The organism is Spirosoma daeguense (genome assembly GCF_054776875.1).
Window position 1 is genome coordinate 478,851 of the sequence record NZ_BAAHBF010000001.1, and the last position, 16,778, is coordinate 495,628.

17 protein-coding genes are annotated in these 16,778 nt (G+C 47.6%); 11 read left to right on the forward strand and 6 right to left on the reverse strand.

From position 1 onward, the window contains the following. Window positions 1-3 precede the first annotated feature (3 nt). The gene (locus ACYVD4_RS01665; protein WP_460941877.1) at window positions 4-3,198 is read right to left on the reverse strand and encodes a SusC/RagA family TonB-linked outer membrane protein; all 3,195 of its coding nucleotides are present in this window, start codon (window positions 3,196-3,198) and stop codon (window positions 4-6) included. 294 nt (window positions 3,199-3,492) lie between these two features. On the opposite strand from ACYVD4_RS01665, the gene moaA reads away from it, so the two are divergent. Both moaA and ACYVD4_RS01675 read left to right on the forward strand, forming a co-directional pair. After that, window positions 3,493-4,482 carry a GTP 3',8-cyclase MoaA gene (gene moaA / locus ACYVD4_RS01670; RefSeq protein ID WP_460941878.1) on the forward strand — a complete coding sequence of 330 codons (990 nt, stop codon included), beginning with the start codon at window positions 3,493-3,495 and terminating at the stop codon, window positions 4,480-4,482. A gap of 82 nt (window positions 4,483-4,564) precedes the next feature. Beyond that, window positions 4,565-5,521 carry a nitrilase family protein gene (locus ACYVD4_RS01675; protein ID WP_460941879.1) on the forward strand — a complete coding sequence of 319 codons (957 nt, stop codon included), beginning with the start codon at window positions 4,565-4,567 and terminating at the stop codon, window positions 5,519-5,521. A 15-nt stretch (window positions 5,522-5,536) separates the two neighbouring features. Here the strand turns inward: ACYVD4_RS01675 and ACYVD4_RS01680 are convergent, their stop codons facing one another. Continuing rightward, complete coding sequence (locus tag ACYVD4_RS01680; protein ID WP_460941880.1) at window positions 5,537-6,496, reverse strand: ABC transporter substrate-binding protein; 960 nt, start codon at window positions 6,494-6,496, stop codon at window positions 5,537-5,539. A 283-nt stretch (window positions 6,497-6,779) separates the two neighbouring features. Then, window positions 6,780-7,784, reverse strand: coding sequence for a helix-turn-helix transcriptional regulator (locus ACYVD4_RS01685; RefSeq protein WP_460941881.1), 1,005 nt, complete (start codon window positions 7,782-7,784; stop codon window positions 6,780-6,782). A gap of 213 nt (window positions 7,785-7,997) precedes the next feature. Here ACYVD4_RS01685 and ACYVD4_RS01690 point away from each other — a divergent pair, with 213 nt between their 5' ends. The 8 genes from ACYVD4_RS01690 to ACYVD4_RS01725 all read left to right on the forward strand — a co-directional run bounded on the left by ACYVD4_RS01690 (window position 7,998) and on the right by ACYVD4_RS01725 (window position 13,815). Next, window positions 7,998-8,462, forward strand: coding sequence for a pPIWI_RE_Z domain-containing protein (locus tag ACYVD4_RS01690; protein ID WP_460941882.1), 465 nt, complete (start codon window positions 7,998-8,000; stop codon window positions 8,460-8,462). Window positions 8,463-8,563: 101 nt separating this feature from the next. Beyond that, window positions 8,564-9,901, forward strand: coding sequence for a WGR domain-containing protein (locus ACYVD4_RS01695; protein WP_460941883.1), 1,338 nt, complete (start codon window positions 8,564-8,566; stop codon window positions 9,899-9,901). A 1-nt stretch (window position 9,902) separates the two neighbouring features. After that, window positions 9,903-10,151: a hypothetical protein gene (locus tag ACYVD4_RS01700; protein WP_460941884.1), complete on the forward strand. Its 249-nt coding sequence runs from the start codon at window positions 9,903-9,905 to the stop codon at window positions 10,149-10,151. 341 nt (window positions 10,152-10,492) lie between these two features. Further along, complete coding sequence (locus ACYVD4_RS01705; RefSeq protein WP_460941885.1) at window positions 10,493-10,954, forward strand: pPIWI_RE_Z domain-containing protein; 462 nt, start codon at window positions 10,493-10,495, stop codon at window positions 10,952-10,954. Between the two features lie 85 nt (window positions 10,955-11,039). Then, window positions 11,040-11,498, forward strand: coding sequence for a DUF1569 domain-containing protein (locus ACYVD4_RS01710; RefSeq protein ID WP_460941886.1), 459 nt, complete (start codon window positions 11,040-11,042; stop codon window positions 11,496-11,498). A 95-nt stretch (window positions 11,499-11,593) separates the two neighbouring features. Then, complete coding sequence (locus tag ACYVD4_RS01715; RefSeq protein ID WP_460941887.1) at window positions 11,594-13,207, forward strand: amidase; 1,614 nt, start codon at window positions 11,594-11,596, stop codon at window positions 13,205-13,207. Between the two features lie 18 nt (window positions 13,208-13,225). Next, complete coding sequence (locus ACYVD4_RS01720) at window positions 13,226-13,675, forward strand: hypothetical protein (RefSeq protein WP_460941888.1); 450 nt, start codon at window positions 13,226-13,228, stop codon at window positions 13,673-13,675. Window positions 13,676-13,677: 2 nt separating this feature from the next. Then, window positions 13,678-13,815 (forward strand): hypothetical protein, encoded by a 138-nt coding sequence (locus tag ACYVD4_RS01725; RefSeq protein WP_460941889.1) that lies wholly within the window; start codon window positions 13,678-13,680, stop codon window positions 13,813-13,815. 261 nt (window positions 13,816-14,076) lie between these two features. On the opposite strand, the gene ACYVD4_RS01730 is transcribed toward ACYVD4_RS01725, so the two are convergent. From ACYVD4_RS01730 to ACYVD4_RS01740, 3 genes are all read right to left on the reverse strand, one after another. Continuing rightward, window positions 14,077-14,520 (reverse strand): IS1096 element passenger TnpR family protein, encoded by a 444-nt coding sequence (locus tag ACYVD4_RS01730; protein ID WP_460941890.1) that lies wholly within the window; start codon window positions 14,518-14,520, stop codon window positions 14,077-14,079. Between the two features lie 102 nt (window positions 14,521-14,622). Next, window positions 14,623-15,021: a hypothetical protein gene (locus ACYVD4_RS01735; protein ID WP_460941891.1), complete on the reverse strand. Its 399-nt coding sequence runs from the start codon at window positions 15,019-15,021 to the stop codon at window positions 14,623-14,625. Then, entirely contained in the window at window positions 14,954-15,358 is a 405-nt protein-coding gene (locus ACYVD4_RS01740; RefSeq protein ID WP_460941892.1) for a hypothetical protein, read from the reverse strand. Before ACYVD4_RS01740 ends, ACYVD4_RS01735 begins: the two co-directional genes overlap by 68 nt. Window positions 15,359-15,638: 280 nt before the next feature. Between ACYVD4_RS01740 and ACYVD4_RS01745 the strand changes: the two genes are divergently transcribed. Continuing rightward, the gene (locus tag ACYVD4_RS01745) at window positions 15,639-16,778 is read left to right on the forward strand and encodes a hypothetical protein (RefSeq protein WP_460941893.1); all 1,140 of its coding nucleotides are present in this window, start codon (window positions 15,639-15,641) and stop codon (window positions 16,776-16,778) included.

The window sequence follows — 16,778 nt, forward strand, 5'->3', positions numbered from 1 at the left end:
TGCTTAGAAAGTAAGATTGGCCCCAATTTGCAATGTGCGCGGTTGAGGTATGTTCGCATTATCGGTACCGGCCTGCAATTGCGAGCTGAAGGTGGTCACCTCTGGGTCGAGTCCTGTGTATTTGGTGATTCTGAACAGATTACTGGCCGCTACGTATACCCGGATGGTCTGTGCCACTTTCAATCGGTTCAGTAATTCTTTCGGCACGGTATAGCCTACCTGCACATTTTTCAGACGCAGAAAGCCACCGGGTTCAATCCACCGACTGGAAAACCGGCTATTGCTATTTAGATCGCGGGCAGTAGCCCGAGGGATGGTGTTGCTGGTGCCTTCGCCCGTCCATCGGCCAAGGACGTTTACTAACTGGTTGCTACCTGAACCGGCCATCGTTTCGTTGGCAGCCCGGTAGGCATTGTAAATACTGTTGCCCGATATGCCCTGAAACATGACAGCCAGGTCAAACCCTTTCCAGTTGGCATTGACGCCAAACCCATAGAAAAAGTCTGGAATAGTTTTGCCGAGATAGGTCCGGTCATCGGTTGTAATCTGACCATCAGGAGTACCACTAAACTGCTGTCCATTGGTGCCAGGTCCATTATTATCCTGAAAAATCATATCGCCCGCTACCGGTTTCTGCTTATTGACCGTTACGTCGGGAATAGCCGCGTTGGCCTGTTCCTGGTTCTGGTAGATGCCCGTTGCTTTGTAGCCATAGAAATATCCGATTGGAAACCCAACCGCCGTGCGATAATTACCACTGGCAAACTCCTGAACATTAGGCGCCAAGGCAACCAGTCTATTTTTAACCGTAGTTATGTTGCCAAAGAAATCCATCGTCAGGCCCGATTTGAAGGATTTTTTGTAGGTGGTTTCAAACTCCAGCCCCCGGTTGTTGACCAGGCCCAGATTAACCGGAATACTCGTGAACCCAGAGGTTGTATTGACGGGTAGGCTGTAGAGAAAATCCTTGGTATTCCGGTTGTAATACGTAACCAGCAGATTCAGGCGACCGAAAAGGGTCATATCGAAACCCACATCGGTACTTTCGTTAATCTCCCAGCGAAGATCGCTGTTCACCAGATTTGGGATGCCCGTTCCGTTTAACGACGATTGCCCTACACCAAGCGTGTACCACGGCCCCTGCTGAACACGCGCCAGATAAGGGAAGTCCAGACCAATTTTGTCGTTACCCAACTGCCCCCAGCTACCGCGCACTTTCAGATCGGTAACGAAATTGAGTTTGTTCTTAAAAAACGGCTCATTAGAAATGCGCCAGGCTGCCGAAGCCGCCGGAAAAAGCTTACTCCGGTTCTGGGGCGCAAAATTTGACGACTGATCGTAGCGGGCCGTCAGCGTGACCAGATACGTATCCTTGAAATCATAGCTTAACCGACCAAATCTTGACGCGTAAGCCTTTTGCCCTAACGATGAAGTCGCATTGTTATACGCAAATCCGCCATTCCCATTGGAGTTACCCTGCTGATTCTGAATGCTCGAATAGAAATTAGGATCGGTACTTTGGAAATTAGCTCCGCTGTAGCTCAGGTTAGTACTCTTGATTCCCTGATATTCCATACCCGCGATTGCATTAATGGAATGACCACCGAATTGACCGTTGTAAGTGAGTGTATTGGTAAATACCTGCTGAACACCTTCGCCACGACCATCCTGATAATTATTCGTATTCCGTTCCTGTCCCAATTCGGCAGCGGTATAACCGGGTCGCCAGTAACTCTGCCGGGAATTTGAGAAATCCAAAGCCGCAACCGACCGAAATTTCAATCCTTTTATAATGTCAAGTTCACCGTAGATATTACCCAACAAACGATAGGAATAATCGTGATTCTCAGTGACGGCGTTGATTCCAATATTGTTGAGCCGGACAAAGCCCGCTACGTTCAGATTGCCGGTATAGCCATATCGGTTACCCGGAACCCGTTTATCCGTATCGTAAATACTAAGGATTGGCGGCATATTCGTCGTCGTAGCATAAAGAAATCCATCGCCGGTATTGTTAGAACCCCGGTACATATGGTTGTAGGTGAGCGTTAAGGCTTGCCCAATCTTTAACCGACTTCCCACTTTATGGTCGCTGTTGACCCGAAACGAATAGCGGCTCAGGTCGTACTTATTCACCATTGCCTCTTGTTGAAAATAACCCAGCGAGATGAAGTAATTGGATACATCGTTTCCTCCCGAGAGCGATACGTTATAATTGCTAACCGGTGCATTCTTGTTAACAGCGGCATCGCGCCAGGCTTTGCTATTGTCAATGTTGAGGTATGGGCTTCCGGGTCGTAAATCAGGGGCCAGCACCAGATAACCCGAACTTCCCGGCTGAAGACCTGCTTGTGTATTTGCGTTGTTAATGGATTCGGTCGCCAGTGCTACGTATTGCTGAGTAGTCAGCATATCCAACTGATTAGGGAAGTTTTGTACCCCGCTATAGGCATCAAAGCTCACACGCGGCTTGCCTTGTTTTCCCCGTTTTGTGGTGATAAGGACAACCCCATTAGCCGCCCGAAGTCCATAGATTGAAGCCGACGAAGCATCTTTCAACACCGAAACACTTTCAACATCGGCCGGATTAATCTGGTTGCTGGTTCCATCACCAATCGGCACACCGTCGACCACAAATAGCGGCTGGTTGTTCCCAACGGTGCTGACGCCCCGAATCCGAATGGCCACTCCTGCGCCCGGCGTTCCGTCTACACTGGTAATCTGAACGCCCGATACACGTCCCTGAATAGCAGCCTCCGGACTGGAAACAGGTAGTTTAATAATGTCACGCGCCTGTACTGTTCCGATAGATTCGGTCAATTTTCGCGTCGTTTTCTGACCATATCCCACCACCACCACTTCATCGAGTGATCGGGTATCAGCCTCCAACGTAACAGTGATGGTAGTACTAGTACCAATTTTCGTTTCCTGTGCTACGTACCCCACCGATGAGATAACTAACGTAGCGGCTCCGTTCGGTACACTAAGTCTAAAATTACCATCCGCATCCGTAGTGGTACCGTTGGTGGTACCCTTCAAGAGAACATTAGCGCCCGGAAGGCCATCATTTTGAGTAGCATCAAGCACCCGGCCAGTCAGCGTGCGTGTTTGAGCTTGTGCTGTGCTGGCCCAGCCGATGAATATCGTCAAGGTCAGCACGAACAGCGGTATGCGCAAAAAGTAGTACGTTCGATTCATACAAACGGGGTTATTTATTGTATTTTGGGTATAAATAACCGGAGTTAAATCGGATGATCTGGGTGGGTCTATCCTGATTGTATAGCTATGGAATACGTATCAAACAGGCTTGGCCAATTGTGAATTGGCCAGAAGCGGCCGTTATCATTACTGTACACTCAGTCAACAGAAAGTTAATTTTTACCCAACCTCAAAGACCGCCTAAAAAATCGCCACGACACTATTGCAAGTCCAGATCACGAATACTCGTTTTACTGCAATCAAAATCTGTATTTTTGTGTTAATCCGATACTGATGATTTACGACAATCATAATCGCCCCATTACGTACCTCCGACTGGCTGTAACTGACCGCTGCAATTTGCGGTGCTTTTACTGTATGCCCGAAGAAGGTATAAAGTACCTGCCCAAACATCAGGTGCTGACCTACGAGGAAATGGAGCGCGTGGTACGGGTGCTGGCACAACTGGGCGTGCAGAAGGTACGTATCACGGGTGGTGAGCCGTTTGTACGAGCCGGATTAATGAATTTTCTGCATCGGTTGGCCGACATTGATGGACTGAACGATTTGTCGATAACTACCAATGGCGTGCTCACAGCTCCACACGTAGCGGATTTAGCGGCAATGGGCGTTCGGGCAGTGAATTTGAGTCTGGATACGCTGGATCGCGAGCGTTTTCATAAAATCACCCGACGCGATGAACTGCCTGCTGTTCTAAAAACCCTTGATGCATTGCTGGCAGCGGGTATCCAAACGAAAATCAACGCCGTGGTTATGGACGGGCAGAATACGCAGGATATTTTGCCGCTTGCCGAACTAACCCGTTCGCTGCCGGTTGATGTGCGGTTTATTGAGGAAATGCCGTTCAATGGCGAAGGAAATCATTATCCAGTACTGCACTGGACGCACAAACGTATCGTCGATGAAATTCAGGCGCATTTTCCCGATTTACAGAAACTCCCCGATCCAACGTTTTCAACCGCTTCCGATTACCAGATTCCCGGCCATCAAGGTACCATTGGGGTAATTGCCGCGTTTAGCCGGACGTTCTGCGGTACGTGTAATCGTATTCGTCTGACGGCTCAGGGAACCTTAAAAACCTGTTTGTACGATAATGGCGTGCTGGATATTCGGGCCATGTTACGTTCGGGTGCTTCGGACACGGAACTTATAGCCGCCTTCCAGAAAGCCTTTTCGCATCGCCCGCTAAACGGCTTCGAAGCCGAAAACCGACGTACTACTGAAACGCCCGTTAGCGAATCAATGGCCACCATCGGCGGCTAACTTTCGAACGTAGCATAACCGCTTGTTTGCCAGATTCTGTACGCTAATTTTGTGTCCTTCTCTCCCAGAATCTTCTCCATTCATGCAAAACCTTAAAATTGCAACCGCTCAATTCGAAAATGCCAGTGGCGATAAAGCCTATAATCTTCAGGTAATTCGTGAGTTATCAGCTCAGGCCGCTAAACAGGGAGCTCAGGTTATTGCCTTTCACGAATGTTCAATCACTGGCTATACATTCGCCCGGAACTTATCGGAAACGCAAATGCTGGCCATTGCCGAACGGATTCCTGACGGTGAAAGTATTCAGCAACTGATTCAGATAGCAAAGGAGAATGACATTGCGATTCTGGCAGGTTTGTTTGAAAAGGATGAACAGAATCGGCTGTTTAAAGCGTATGTCTGCGTCGATAAAAACGGGCTGATTGCTAAGTACCGCAAGCTTCATCCGTTCATTAATCCCCACCTCCTACCCGGCGATCAATACGTTGTATTTGATTTATATGGCTGGAAATGTGGCATTTTAATTTGCTACGACAACAACATCGTTGAGAACGTACGGGCAACGGCTCTACTGGGTGCCGATATTCTTTTTATGCCGCACGTAACGATGATGACACCATCAACACGTCCCGGAGCAGGTTTCGCCGATCCACAATTGTGGCATAATCGGGAAAATGATTCAACATCGTTACGTCTGGAATTCGATGGTTTAAAAGGCCGGGCCTGGCTCATGAAATGGTTACCCGCACGCGCTTATGACAACGGTATCTACGTAGTATTTTCGAACCCGATTGGGATGGACGACGACCAGCTTAAAAATGGCTGCTCCATGATTCTCGACCCATTTGGCGATATTATCGGTGAATGTCGGCAACTGGGCAACGATATAGCTTTAGCGACCTGCACACCAGAGAAACTTCAGCAAGCAGGTGGATACCGGTACCGTAAAGCGCGACGGCCTGACTTATACAAAGCAATTCTAAGTCAGGATCATACACCTGAACAGAAGGTTGTCTGGCTTAATACAGACGCTGGCTAGCAATCGGCCAACGTATTACAGCCTTACCATAGTTGGAACACCTTCAAGAAACTCGTTGGTGAATAACGTATTAACGTCCATCTGCTGAATTATTTCTCCATCGGTGGTAGTCAGCATTCGATTGCGAATCATCCAGTTTACAAACGACATCCAGACGCCTTTGTGCATGAATCCCCAGTGGCCTTCGCCGTCCATGTAATAACCAGATACCATTTGCTGGCTCTGTTCCACAAAATTTCGGTTACTTAGTGATGAATGGTTAGCCGTTTTCATCAGAATACGAGCGGCTTCGTCCGGGTTTTTCACCGCAAATCGGAATCCGGCGGCTGTAGCTTCCAGAAAACGGGCTAATGCTTCTTTATTGTCATTTGCCCAATCGCGGTGTGCCGTTAAAACCGGGTTATAACCATACGGAATTTCGAATTCATCGAACAGAAACTGATTCAGGTCAACACCGTCAATATCTGCTTTAACGCCTTCCCAAGTTAGCCAGAACCAGGCAGCGTCTACTTCGCGAGTCAGCAAAGCCCGCCAGATACCAGCCCAGGGCATTTTGTGCCCCACAAAATTTCCTCTTCCGCCATCATTCTGAATAAGTTGCCGAATAATATCTTCCTCATAACGAGCACCATACGAAGCATACACTTTACCATCAAGCTGTTTCGGATGTGTGATACCACTTTCACGCAACGTAACAATAGCACTGATATCGCGTGCCAGTAACGTAGCAACAGCAATCAGCGGAATACCGTTGGTCTGGTAACTGATAACGCTTTCGGAAGGGGTAATGGCCAGATGCGCATCATTTTGCGCTACGCGCCGAGCGGGCATCATTTGGTACTTTTCCTGATCGGGGAGAATTAATTCGACGTCGAGACCGGCCTTTTCATAGGCTCCTTTAGCCAGAGCAACATAAAATCCGGTATGATTTGTATTAGGTGTACGGTCGAGTGCTAAACGAATTTGCGTATTCATACGGCGCGGCAATGTTACGGCTAAGTTAACTATTCAGCGAATGGAAGGTTTTCTGCGCTACGGTACTTAAGACGCAAAATGCAGACTTGTGTTACAATTCGATGACTAACCAACGTAAATAGGGCATCTAATTATACAAGCTGTTCTTTTAAAAATACCGAAAATACACTCTTCCTATCCGAAATGTTGTTTTTGTCTAGAAATAACGTAGCAGTTCTATGTTTCGCAATATTTCCGAAAAATTTCTTGGTTGCGAATACAAAAAAAGTGCTGCTACGTCCGGCTATTCGTATCGTCCTAACGTAGCGGCCAACGACTCTTTCATCTCCTGTACCAGAGTATCGGGCTGCAATACAGTCAGGTGTTCGCCATAACTACGTAGGTGCATAAGCAGGTCGCGGTTGGGCGCCAGTCGGAGCCGGACAACACATTCGGTTTCATTATCACGAATCACTTCCTGCGTCTGGTGAATTGGTTTCGATTTCACGTAGCGTCCAAACAAAGGCGTAAACGACAGCAGAATTTCTTCGACAGGCCCGCTACTATCGGTTATTCCATAGATGTGCTCAAACAGTTCGCTTACGTTAGTCATTACGGTTGGCGGAACGTCACAAGAGTCGTCGGTGAGTTCGAGATCGCGCATACGGTCGAAGCCAAAGGTTCGTTCTTTACCCGTTTTCTCGTCGTACCCGATTACGTACCAGCTATCGCCCACTTCACGTAGCAGAATCGGGTGAAGCGTACGCAGTTTATTATCGACTTCGGTGCTATCGTGCTTCGTATAGCGAAACGAAATCTGCCGGTTCTGGTTGATGGCCCGAATCAAAACCGGAACGTATTGCCGATTACCACCCAGAATCCGCTCTTCTACGTACACAACCCGACGGGTGAGCGTTTCGGTTTTTACTTCCCGAATAATATCCAGACTCTGCCGCACTTTCTGAAGCGCGTTGGCAAGTTCACCCGCTACGGATGCGCCCTGCGTAGCCGTTAATACTTCGCGCGCGTAATCGAGCGCTTCCATATCGTCGGGCGAGAGCATCAGACGTAGCAGCCGGAATTGCGGATCGGTGTAGTAATAGCCGTTACGTCGCTTGTCGTAAGCGATGGGTGCATCGTGGTCTTCGCGCAGACGCTGAATATCTTTTTCCAGCGACGAAATCGATCGAATTCCGCACTTATCCTGACAAATCTCGAACAAACGCTGCTTGGAATACTGACGTGGGTATCGACTAATAATCTCATCAATCAGGCGATAGCGTTGGAAAGCGGAGCGGGTTATGGGCATACTAGCGCAGGGGTTGGGGCAAAGGGCATGGGGTTAAGGGAGGTCCAGTGAGAATTATATTTTCTTTGGGTATCTCCATGCATCTTGGTGCATCTCTGTGGCGAAATATCTGAAAAAAATTTTCACAAAAAAAGTTGAACGTAAAAAGATTACGTTTTACCCGGTAGAACTTTGTTCTGTGAATTTTTAATAACAATACTAATGAACACCCTTATGAACACCTACTCAAACCGATCAACTGGCTTTACGCCCTCGCTTTTTCCAGCGTCAACGTCCTCAGCTCAATGGTCTGCTACGTCGGTGGCAACCCGTACCAGCAAACGCGCTACGTTATCGGCCGGGCAATTACTCGATATTGAAATGGGACTGTTTCTACTGTCGCAGTTGCTACCAACAGCTTCGCCTGATTCACTTCCCAATTTATTAACCGACGATGCGTCGTCGTTTCTGGATCGCCCTACCTGGACACCTAAACAACATAAACTTTTGAACCGGGGTCGCCTGTTGCTGAGCCATATCCAGCAACGTAACGTCTGGTCGGCATTGCTCGATGCCTACACGACCATCCCCGACCGCTTGCAGGCTTATGACATCAGCGCCGACCGTAGCCGTTTCTGCGAAAAAACCGTTGGCTTCTTCCGTAATCGGATTATCACGCTACGTCAGATGGTGAATTAACCGACACTTTTTGTCACTACGCTACCACGTTCTGCATTGCCCGATTTGGGTGATGATGTACCTCATATTGCCCAAACTAATCCTGCAAGCTCCTTTTTCTTATGCTTTCGAATCTTATTCAACGTGTCCGAAATTACGCTGATCCATCACTATCTCTAAAAAATTTACAGGCTCCTCCTGCCCCAACTCCTCAGCCAATACCAGCCACTCCACCTGCCAAAATGCTACGTATGGTGAAGCTGATTATGGTGACGGCCGAGAATAACAACAAATATTATGAAATGCTTGAGCAGGAAAACGACACGTTTGTGGTGCATTACGGACGCGTTGGCGGCACCAAAAGCGTGGCTACGTATTCGCTGAATCAGTGGGATAAAAAATTCAGGGAGAAAGTTGCCAAAGGCTACGTAGATCAGACGCATTTGTATGCTGACAAGACCGCTACAACCGATGCCAGCAGCATCCCCAACACGGCGGTACGTGCCTTGATGAGTCGGCTGATGGAGTTTGCTAATCAGTCTATTTTTCAGAACTACGTCGTTACAGCTCAGCAGGTTACCCGGAAGCAGGTCGACACGGCCCAGCAGCTTCTCGACGAACTGGCCGCTACGCTGAGCCTGTCGCTCGACCTGACTACGTATAACGGCAAATTGCTGGATCTTTTCAAGGTAATTCCCCGCAAGATGGGGAAGGTAAATCAGCACCTGGTTGAGCAACTCCCGCTAAATGCAGATGAGTTACAAAAGCTTCAGGATCAGCTCGCCAGCGAACAGGATACGTTGGACGTAATGCGGGGTCAGGTTGAACTGAACCAGTCGAAAAGCGACGCCGATCTGCCCGCGCCTACCCTGCTCGACTCGATGAATCTGGCGGTTGAACCCGTCACCGATAAGCGCGTAGTGAACCTGATCAAGCAAATGATGGGCACCGATGCCGACAAGTTCGATGCCGCCTTCAGCATTCGCCATAAAGGTACCCAGCCCGCTTTCAATAGTTACGTTGGCAAAGCCAAAAACAAGAAAACGCAGCTTCTGTGGCACGGCAGCCGGAGCGAAAACTGGATGTCGATTCTGCGGACAGGACTGGTGCTACGTCCAGCCAATGCGGTGATCAACGGCAAAATGTTTGGTTACGGAATCTACTTCGCCGACCAGTTCAGCAAATCGCTCAATTACACCTCTTTACACGGATCGGTATGGGCAAACGGACGGCAAAAAGAAGCCTATCTCGGCATCTATGAAGTGCACGTGGGGAAACAGATGGAAATCAACCGGCACGAAGCCCGCTATCAACAACTCGACAGCGACGCCCTCAAGCGTATTGACCCAACTTACGATTCGGTTTTTGCCCAACGGGGTGTCAGTCTGCTCAAAAACGAATTCATTGTCTATAACCAGGCCCAATGTACGGTTCGGTACATGGTTAAAATCAAAATCTGATATGAACGCATCGCTTAAGCAAATAACGCCCTCTATTGTTTGTCAGGCCGCTACTACGTTGATTTTGGCCGAAGGTGCCACTAGCTCACTCATTGTGAAGCAGTACCTCCGCAATAACGGCTATCGCGCTTATCAGGCAGACATATCGAACTGTCTTTTCTCAGTGGCTCTGCAGCAAGGCTGGGCCGTTAACGACAACGGAATGTTTCGGGTATACTATTTCCCGACCCTCAAAATCCTGCCCCAATAGCTGCTACGTTGGTCTTTACTACGTACTGACATTCAGATAGAAACATGACGCTACGTAGGAATAATCTGGTGGACAATGCAAATGATGAAGCAACTAATCTGGATCGCATTTTCTCTCTATAGATCGCTGATAAGGGTCTACCTCGGCGTTATTCATTCGCTCATCGCCCGGTTTCGCTTCTACTGCTGGCTCTGCCGACCGTTATTCCGGTCTATCGCCCAACTACGCTCGCAAGAATTCTAACTTTTTTTTCAAAAAAACTTGCGAACAAAAGAAGAACGTAAAATAATTACGTTGTGAAGGTGTGAAATTTGATACGAACAATAAAAAACACAATACTAATGAACACTGCATTGACTTCTGCTCCGCTTACCGTTCGGCCCGGCATGACGAATCTGCTACGTTGGCAGGAGCCGCTGGCCACTCGCCTTCGTTATCGGCATTCGTTACCGGGCATGGTTGCCAATCGGATGCTCAATGTTGAACTAGGCATATATTTGCTGGCGGAGCTGCTCCCGCTGATTCCGGCACAATTTCTCCCTGACCTTCTCAACGGTCAGGGAGCAGCCTACCGACTGCGGCCAATCTGGTCGCCCCGACAACACCGCGCACTCAACCAGGCCCGTCAATTGCTGGCCCCTTATCGCGACCAGCGTGTCTGGCTCAAGGCACTGGACAGGTATGCTACATTGCCCCCCGATGTCCGTATTTTTTCGCTGAGCGGCCGGGGCGGCTGGAATCCCGATGTCAGTAGCTACGTTCTCCGCGAACGACTGGGACTGTTTCAGGGAGTGTTAGCATAAATTCAGAAAAGTGGGCAACGTTTTGTCCACTTTTTCTCTTTCAAATCGTCTTATCACTACCAAGTAACCGACCATCAACCATATCATGACACTACCAAACATTTTTACAAAGACCGTTTCTGAAAACATTATTCAGCGAATCAATCAGTTGCAAACCAATACCCAACCGAACTGGGGGAAGATGAATGCGCCCCAGATGCTCGCGCACTGCAACGTAGCGTATGAGATGGTTTATGACAATAAACATCCTAAGCCTAATGCTCTGGTAAAGTTGTTGTTGAAAGCATTTGCCAAGAGGGCTGTAACTGGACCTGCCTCCTACAAACGAAACACAAAAACGGCTCCCGTTTTTCTCATTACCAACACGCGAAATTTTAATGCCGAACGCAAACGCCTTATCGATTATATCGGGCGCACACAGCAACTGGGTGAGGATTACTTCGATGGTAAAGAATCGCACTCGTTCGGGCGATTAAATAAAGACGAGTGGAATAATATGTTTTACAAGCACTTAGACCATCACCTGACACAGTTTGGTGTATAATTTTTTCTGACAGGATTTACGGGATGAGCAGGATTTTTGCAATTTATCGTCAAGTCTGTTCCCCGTAAAATAATCCTGTAAATCATGTCAGAAAAATGAATCGTCGGAGTTTTATCAAAACCAGTTCTGTTGTTTCGGTATCTGCTACGTCGTTAGCAACCGCCTGTACGTCGCCCCAATCAGAAAAGTCGGAGAACAGTGCTACGTCCTTTGTGGATGATTTCGTACTTAATGAGTTATCGATCAACGACCTGCAACAGAAAATGCAATCGGGCGAGTACACCTCCGAAGCCATTACAAAGCTGTATCTGGAACGTATCGACGCTATCGACAAAAATGGTCCACGTCTGAATGCGGTGATTGAGGTAAACCCCGATGCGCTGGCGATAGCGAAAACGATGGATGAGGAACGTAAGGCCGGAAAACTTCGCGGCCCAATGCACGGCATTCCGATTCTCATCAAAGACAACATCGACACCCACGATCAGATGATGACCACGGCAGGCTCGCTGGCGCTGGACGGGCATAAAGCCACAACCGATGCCTTTGTGGTTACGCAGTTACGAAAAGCAGGAGTGGTTATTCTGGGCAAAACCAACCTAAGCGAGTGGGCCAATTTCCGCTCTACCCGCTCCACGAGTGGCTGGAGCAGCCGGGGCGGACAAACCCGAAACCCTTACATTCTGGATCGTAGTCCCAGTGGTTCAAGTTCGGGCTCCGGTTCCGCTACGTCAGCTAATCTGTGTGCCGTTGCCGTAGGTACTGAAACCGACGGTTCCATCATTGCTCCATCGTCGATGTGTGGACTAGTCGGACTGAAACCAACGGTGGGGCTCGTCAGTCGTAGCGGCATTATTCCCATCTCACAAACGCAGGACACCGCCGGACCAATGGCACGTAGCGTAACTGATGCCGCTATCTTACTAGGCGCGTTAATAGGCGTTGACCCAACCGACGCCGTTACGCTCGAAAGCCGGGGCAAAAGCGTAACTGACTACACAGAGTTTCTGAAAACAGATAGTCTGTCGGGCAAACGTATCGGCATCGAGAAATCATTTCTGGAAGGCCACGAAGACGTAGTGGCGTTATACAAAGCCGCTATCGACGTATTGAAAAAACAGGGCGCTACGGTCGTAGAAGTAGAATTACGAAAAGAACTTCGGGAGATGGGCAATGCCGAATTTACCGTACTGCAATACGAATTTAAAGATGGCCTAAACCGCTACCTCTCGAAAGCGAATGCGCGGGTGAAATCGCTGGCCGATGTGATTGCGTTCAACAAGCAAAACGCGGCCAAAGCCATGCCGTTTTTCAAGCAGGAAACCCTCGAAAGCAGTGAAGCCAAAGGCGATTTGACCAGCAAAGAATATACCGATGCCCTAGTCAAAACCCGTAGTTCTCGCCAACGTATCGACCAGTTGATGAAGACTCATAACCTAGACGCAATAGCGGGCATCAGCATCGGCCCCTCCGGTTGCATCGACCTCATCAACGGCGACTACGATACAGGTTTCTATTTCTGCTCACCAGCCGCCATGGCAGGCTATTCTCACATAACCATCCCAATGGGCACCGTTCACGGCCTTCCCGTCGGCTTATCCTTCATGGCAGGTGCATTTCAGGAAGGCCCGTTGCTCGCTATGGGTTATGACTATGAACAGGCATCGAAGAAGAGAGTAAGGCCGGAGTTTAAAGAGTCGTTGATGTAACTATATACCAATAAATCTGTGCAGACAACATCTTCGTTTCTCTACAAACTAGCCAAGCGAATCTCAATCATCGGGCATCCGTTGCTGACGTTGTTGGTATTCGTTGTGTCTGTTTCTTTTCATCAACTCTCGGCTCGCAATGCATTACTCGTTTCCGGCTTACTGATTGGTGGCGTTATGCTACCGGTTGGCGTACAGAATTACCAGAAAGTCAGGCAGGGAAAGTACACCAATTTCGACGTATCATACAGGCAACAACGTAGTGGTTTTTATCCGGTTCTGATTGGACTTGTCGCTTTGGTTACGGGAATTTTTGTCGCGACCAATCAACCCCGCTCGTTTTGTTACGGGATGGGCACTACGTTGCTGCTGTTGGTGATTTCCTATGGCGTTAATTTTTTCATCAAAGCATCCCTACATACATCACTCTCCTTTTTTCGGGCCTGGGTGATTAGACTGGATAGTTAGGCGTGAGCATGGGCATTCTGGCCGTAGCGATTGCCGCATCGCGACTGGTTCTCAAACAACACTCCTTAATTGAGGTAGGAACGGGTGCGCTGATTGGGCTGGTTATCGGCGTTGGCTTTTATTCACTAATTAACGCGTGATTCGCCTATCGAAACACTTTCCTGGCACATTCGACACTTTTATTCTGGGGCAGCTCAGCGATTATCTAATCCTTCGCGATTACTAGACGGGCAAATAACGCCGTCAATTTGCCGATAGCCTACTGGTTGCCGCGTTGAATAGGTTTCAGGCTCTAAAACTACAGGTAGCTAACTTCGCCCAGCACCTCTACCTACAGCTGCCAGAATGCTTTGCAAGAGGAAGTAAGAATGAAGCGTTTAGCGCGGGCATTGTAGACCAATTTACCAGTTATCAGCATATTGTTCTGGCGATTCTCCCACTTTTTCAATTAAGCGCGGCTGACTCACCATTGCATCGGGTAGGTGTCGGACAACCGTTATAAGAAACTCCCACCGGTCGGCCAAATCGAAAATATAGAGCAGTTTTTGCTTTTCATATAAACTCAACTCCGCGAGTTTGACGGAATCGGCAGACGGGTTCTCGCTCCAATCATCGTCGGGTGAGCTATAGATTTCACCATTGAGCGGATTACGCCAATTCAGGTAAAAATTGTAAAGATGATCGTCCTCAAAATCAATAGATTCCCGAATCATCTCATGTAAATCGTCTAGTGTCGACGTAGCGGGGATAGCCATGGCACGTAGCACCCCGTGATTGGATAATTCGACCTGAAACCAATACTCACCCGTTGGTGGATTCGGATTGATCGGATACAGGCTTAGCAAATCCGGTTCGTTCAGCAGCCTACGTAACGACTCGGCAAACGTATTGATGTTAATTTTCTCGTCAGGTTCGACGTCATCTTCGCGCGCTTCAAAAAAGACGTACTACCCCGCGTTTTTATTCCAATACCGAAACGGGCGTTCGATTAGCAACGTAGTAAGACATTGGTTTCCCCAATCGGAAAGCGTTATCTGATCGACCTCCAGACTGTATTTATCCCGCTTTGTTCTGGCTACTTCACGCACATCGTACCAGCCAAACCAATACCCTGCCCAGATATGAATATTGGCCATTGGCGCGACAAAAATCGTTAGTGGTTTAGTACGTTGGCTCCAGTCCTGCGCCAGCGTCACCGCCGAACCTACAGGGAATTGTAACAATTGCCGAAGTCCAACCCGGAACCAGTCAGCTCCTTGTCCGCTACGTCCATCACCGTCAAGAATAGCCCAATCGACGTAGCACCAGTCGGACTGCCGCTGCAGCGGTTTCCAGCAGGAATACATATTTTTCTTCCAGTGTCAGATGCCGATACGTATCAACACGACCAACATCTGCCACCAACGTATTGGCTTTCCCAGTCTGAACAACAAACAATCGACCATACGTAACAACCTGATATAGAAAGTTCAGCAACGGATAATCGATCTGGCGACTCCTGGCCGTTACGTAGTGAGGAGCTTTGTAATTCACCCGATCATTGATGGCCCATAAATCCACGGCTTTCAAATCGCCCGCAGCCGTTAGCGACAGATTTGGTTTCTGTTCCAGATAGCGAACGAACGTATCAAAATCATCGATGAGGAGCGAGGATGAGAAGTCGTAGGGAGGTACGGTAGCCATTTAAGGTTAGGTAGCGATATGTACATTAAATACAAAACAATGCTCACAAATTAATATCAACCCCTATCATAACTGGCGCATATCAGAAAAGGACTCACGTTCAATAAGTTAGGCTTATCAATAGGTAGCAAATAAGTGATTCTTAACTAGCTAGGAAACGATACACTCTAAATTTACAACAAGAATTTCTTGCTATTATTCATACCAATTATATCAATGATTGACAATCTCAGTGACGTAGCCTATTTTTATGGGCAGTACAATATTGTGATACTACACCATGATTGAACCTGAAAGTTATAATCAACTGCGTGCCGAAATATCAGAAAGATTAAAAGAAGATCGTAGCCTTTTAGATCAACTAAGAGATGAAATTCGCCCTCTACAGGGCGGGGTACGTCGGATTCAATCAAGAAATACTACAGCTATTTCCCTTGTTGGTACTGATGGTGGTAACAATAAAATTCAGTATGATCCATTTCTTATACAGCTAATCAGAGTAGTAGATTCGAGTAATAATGAGTACTGCCTGGAAGCGATAACTCCATCTACTAAGATATCACAATTAAGTGCCAAGCAGTTTTTGGATGATGGCACTCCTCTTACTGCTCTTGGTAAAATGATGGCGTATTTAGGCGTTAATCGTTTAGATAACCTTAGCCATATGATAAGCGATAATGACAACGGTGAGCCTGTAAGTCCTACTTGGGTTCAAGTTTATCGGGAGATAGTAGAGTGGGCTATTCTATTTAATATTGTCAGAGAGAAACAATTTGGCTCAGACACATTAATTGTGTTCGATGGACTACTTAGAAGTAAGGTTTTTGCAAAGGATTTATTCGTACGATACCTTGATGGTATCAAAGAGGGGATAGAAAATCATAAAAAACAACGTCGCAAAATTTATATTGTTGGTTTTGCCAAGCATAGCAAAGTACTCACCAGATACCGCTTGGCTATGAATCTGGAACGTATATTAACAACCGACTACCCAGCTTACGTAGAAATTCCCCGGCAGATTGAAGAGAAGGCCTATATATGGTCTGAATATGCACGCGGTGATGATAATGCAACTGGAACGGGAGAAATTAACAAGTTTGTAGGCGGTAAAATGTTTTTTGTCAAATTTGGAAATAGGTCTCGTGATCCAATTTGGCCCATTGATATATTTTTACCACAAGTAGCAGAAGCAGCAGCTATCATTGGATTCCTCTTAGCTGATGCTATCAGTGGGTTTCCTGTTCCTTTTTATCCTCTCTGTCTTCAAAAAGCCCACGAAAATGCAGCACTTGTTGACTTTGACTACGACATATTACAAGATCACATTTTTAATGGTCTACGAGGTGTGCTTGGTGATGAAGGCTCAGTGATTGACATTACTCGAATGCAGGATGCTGATCCATCGCGACACCGATATTAA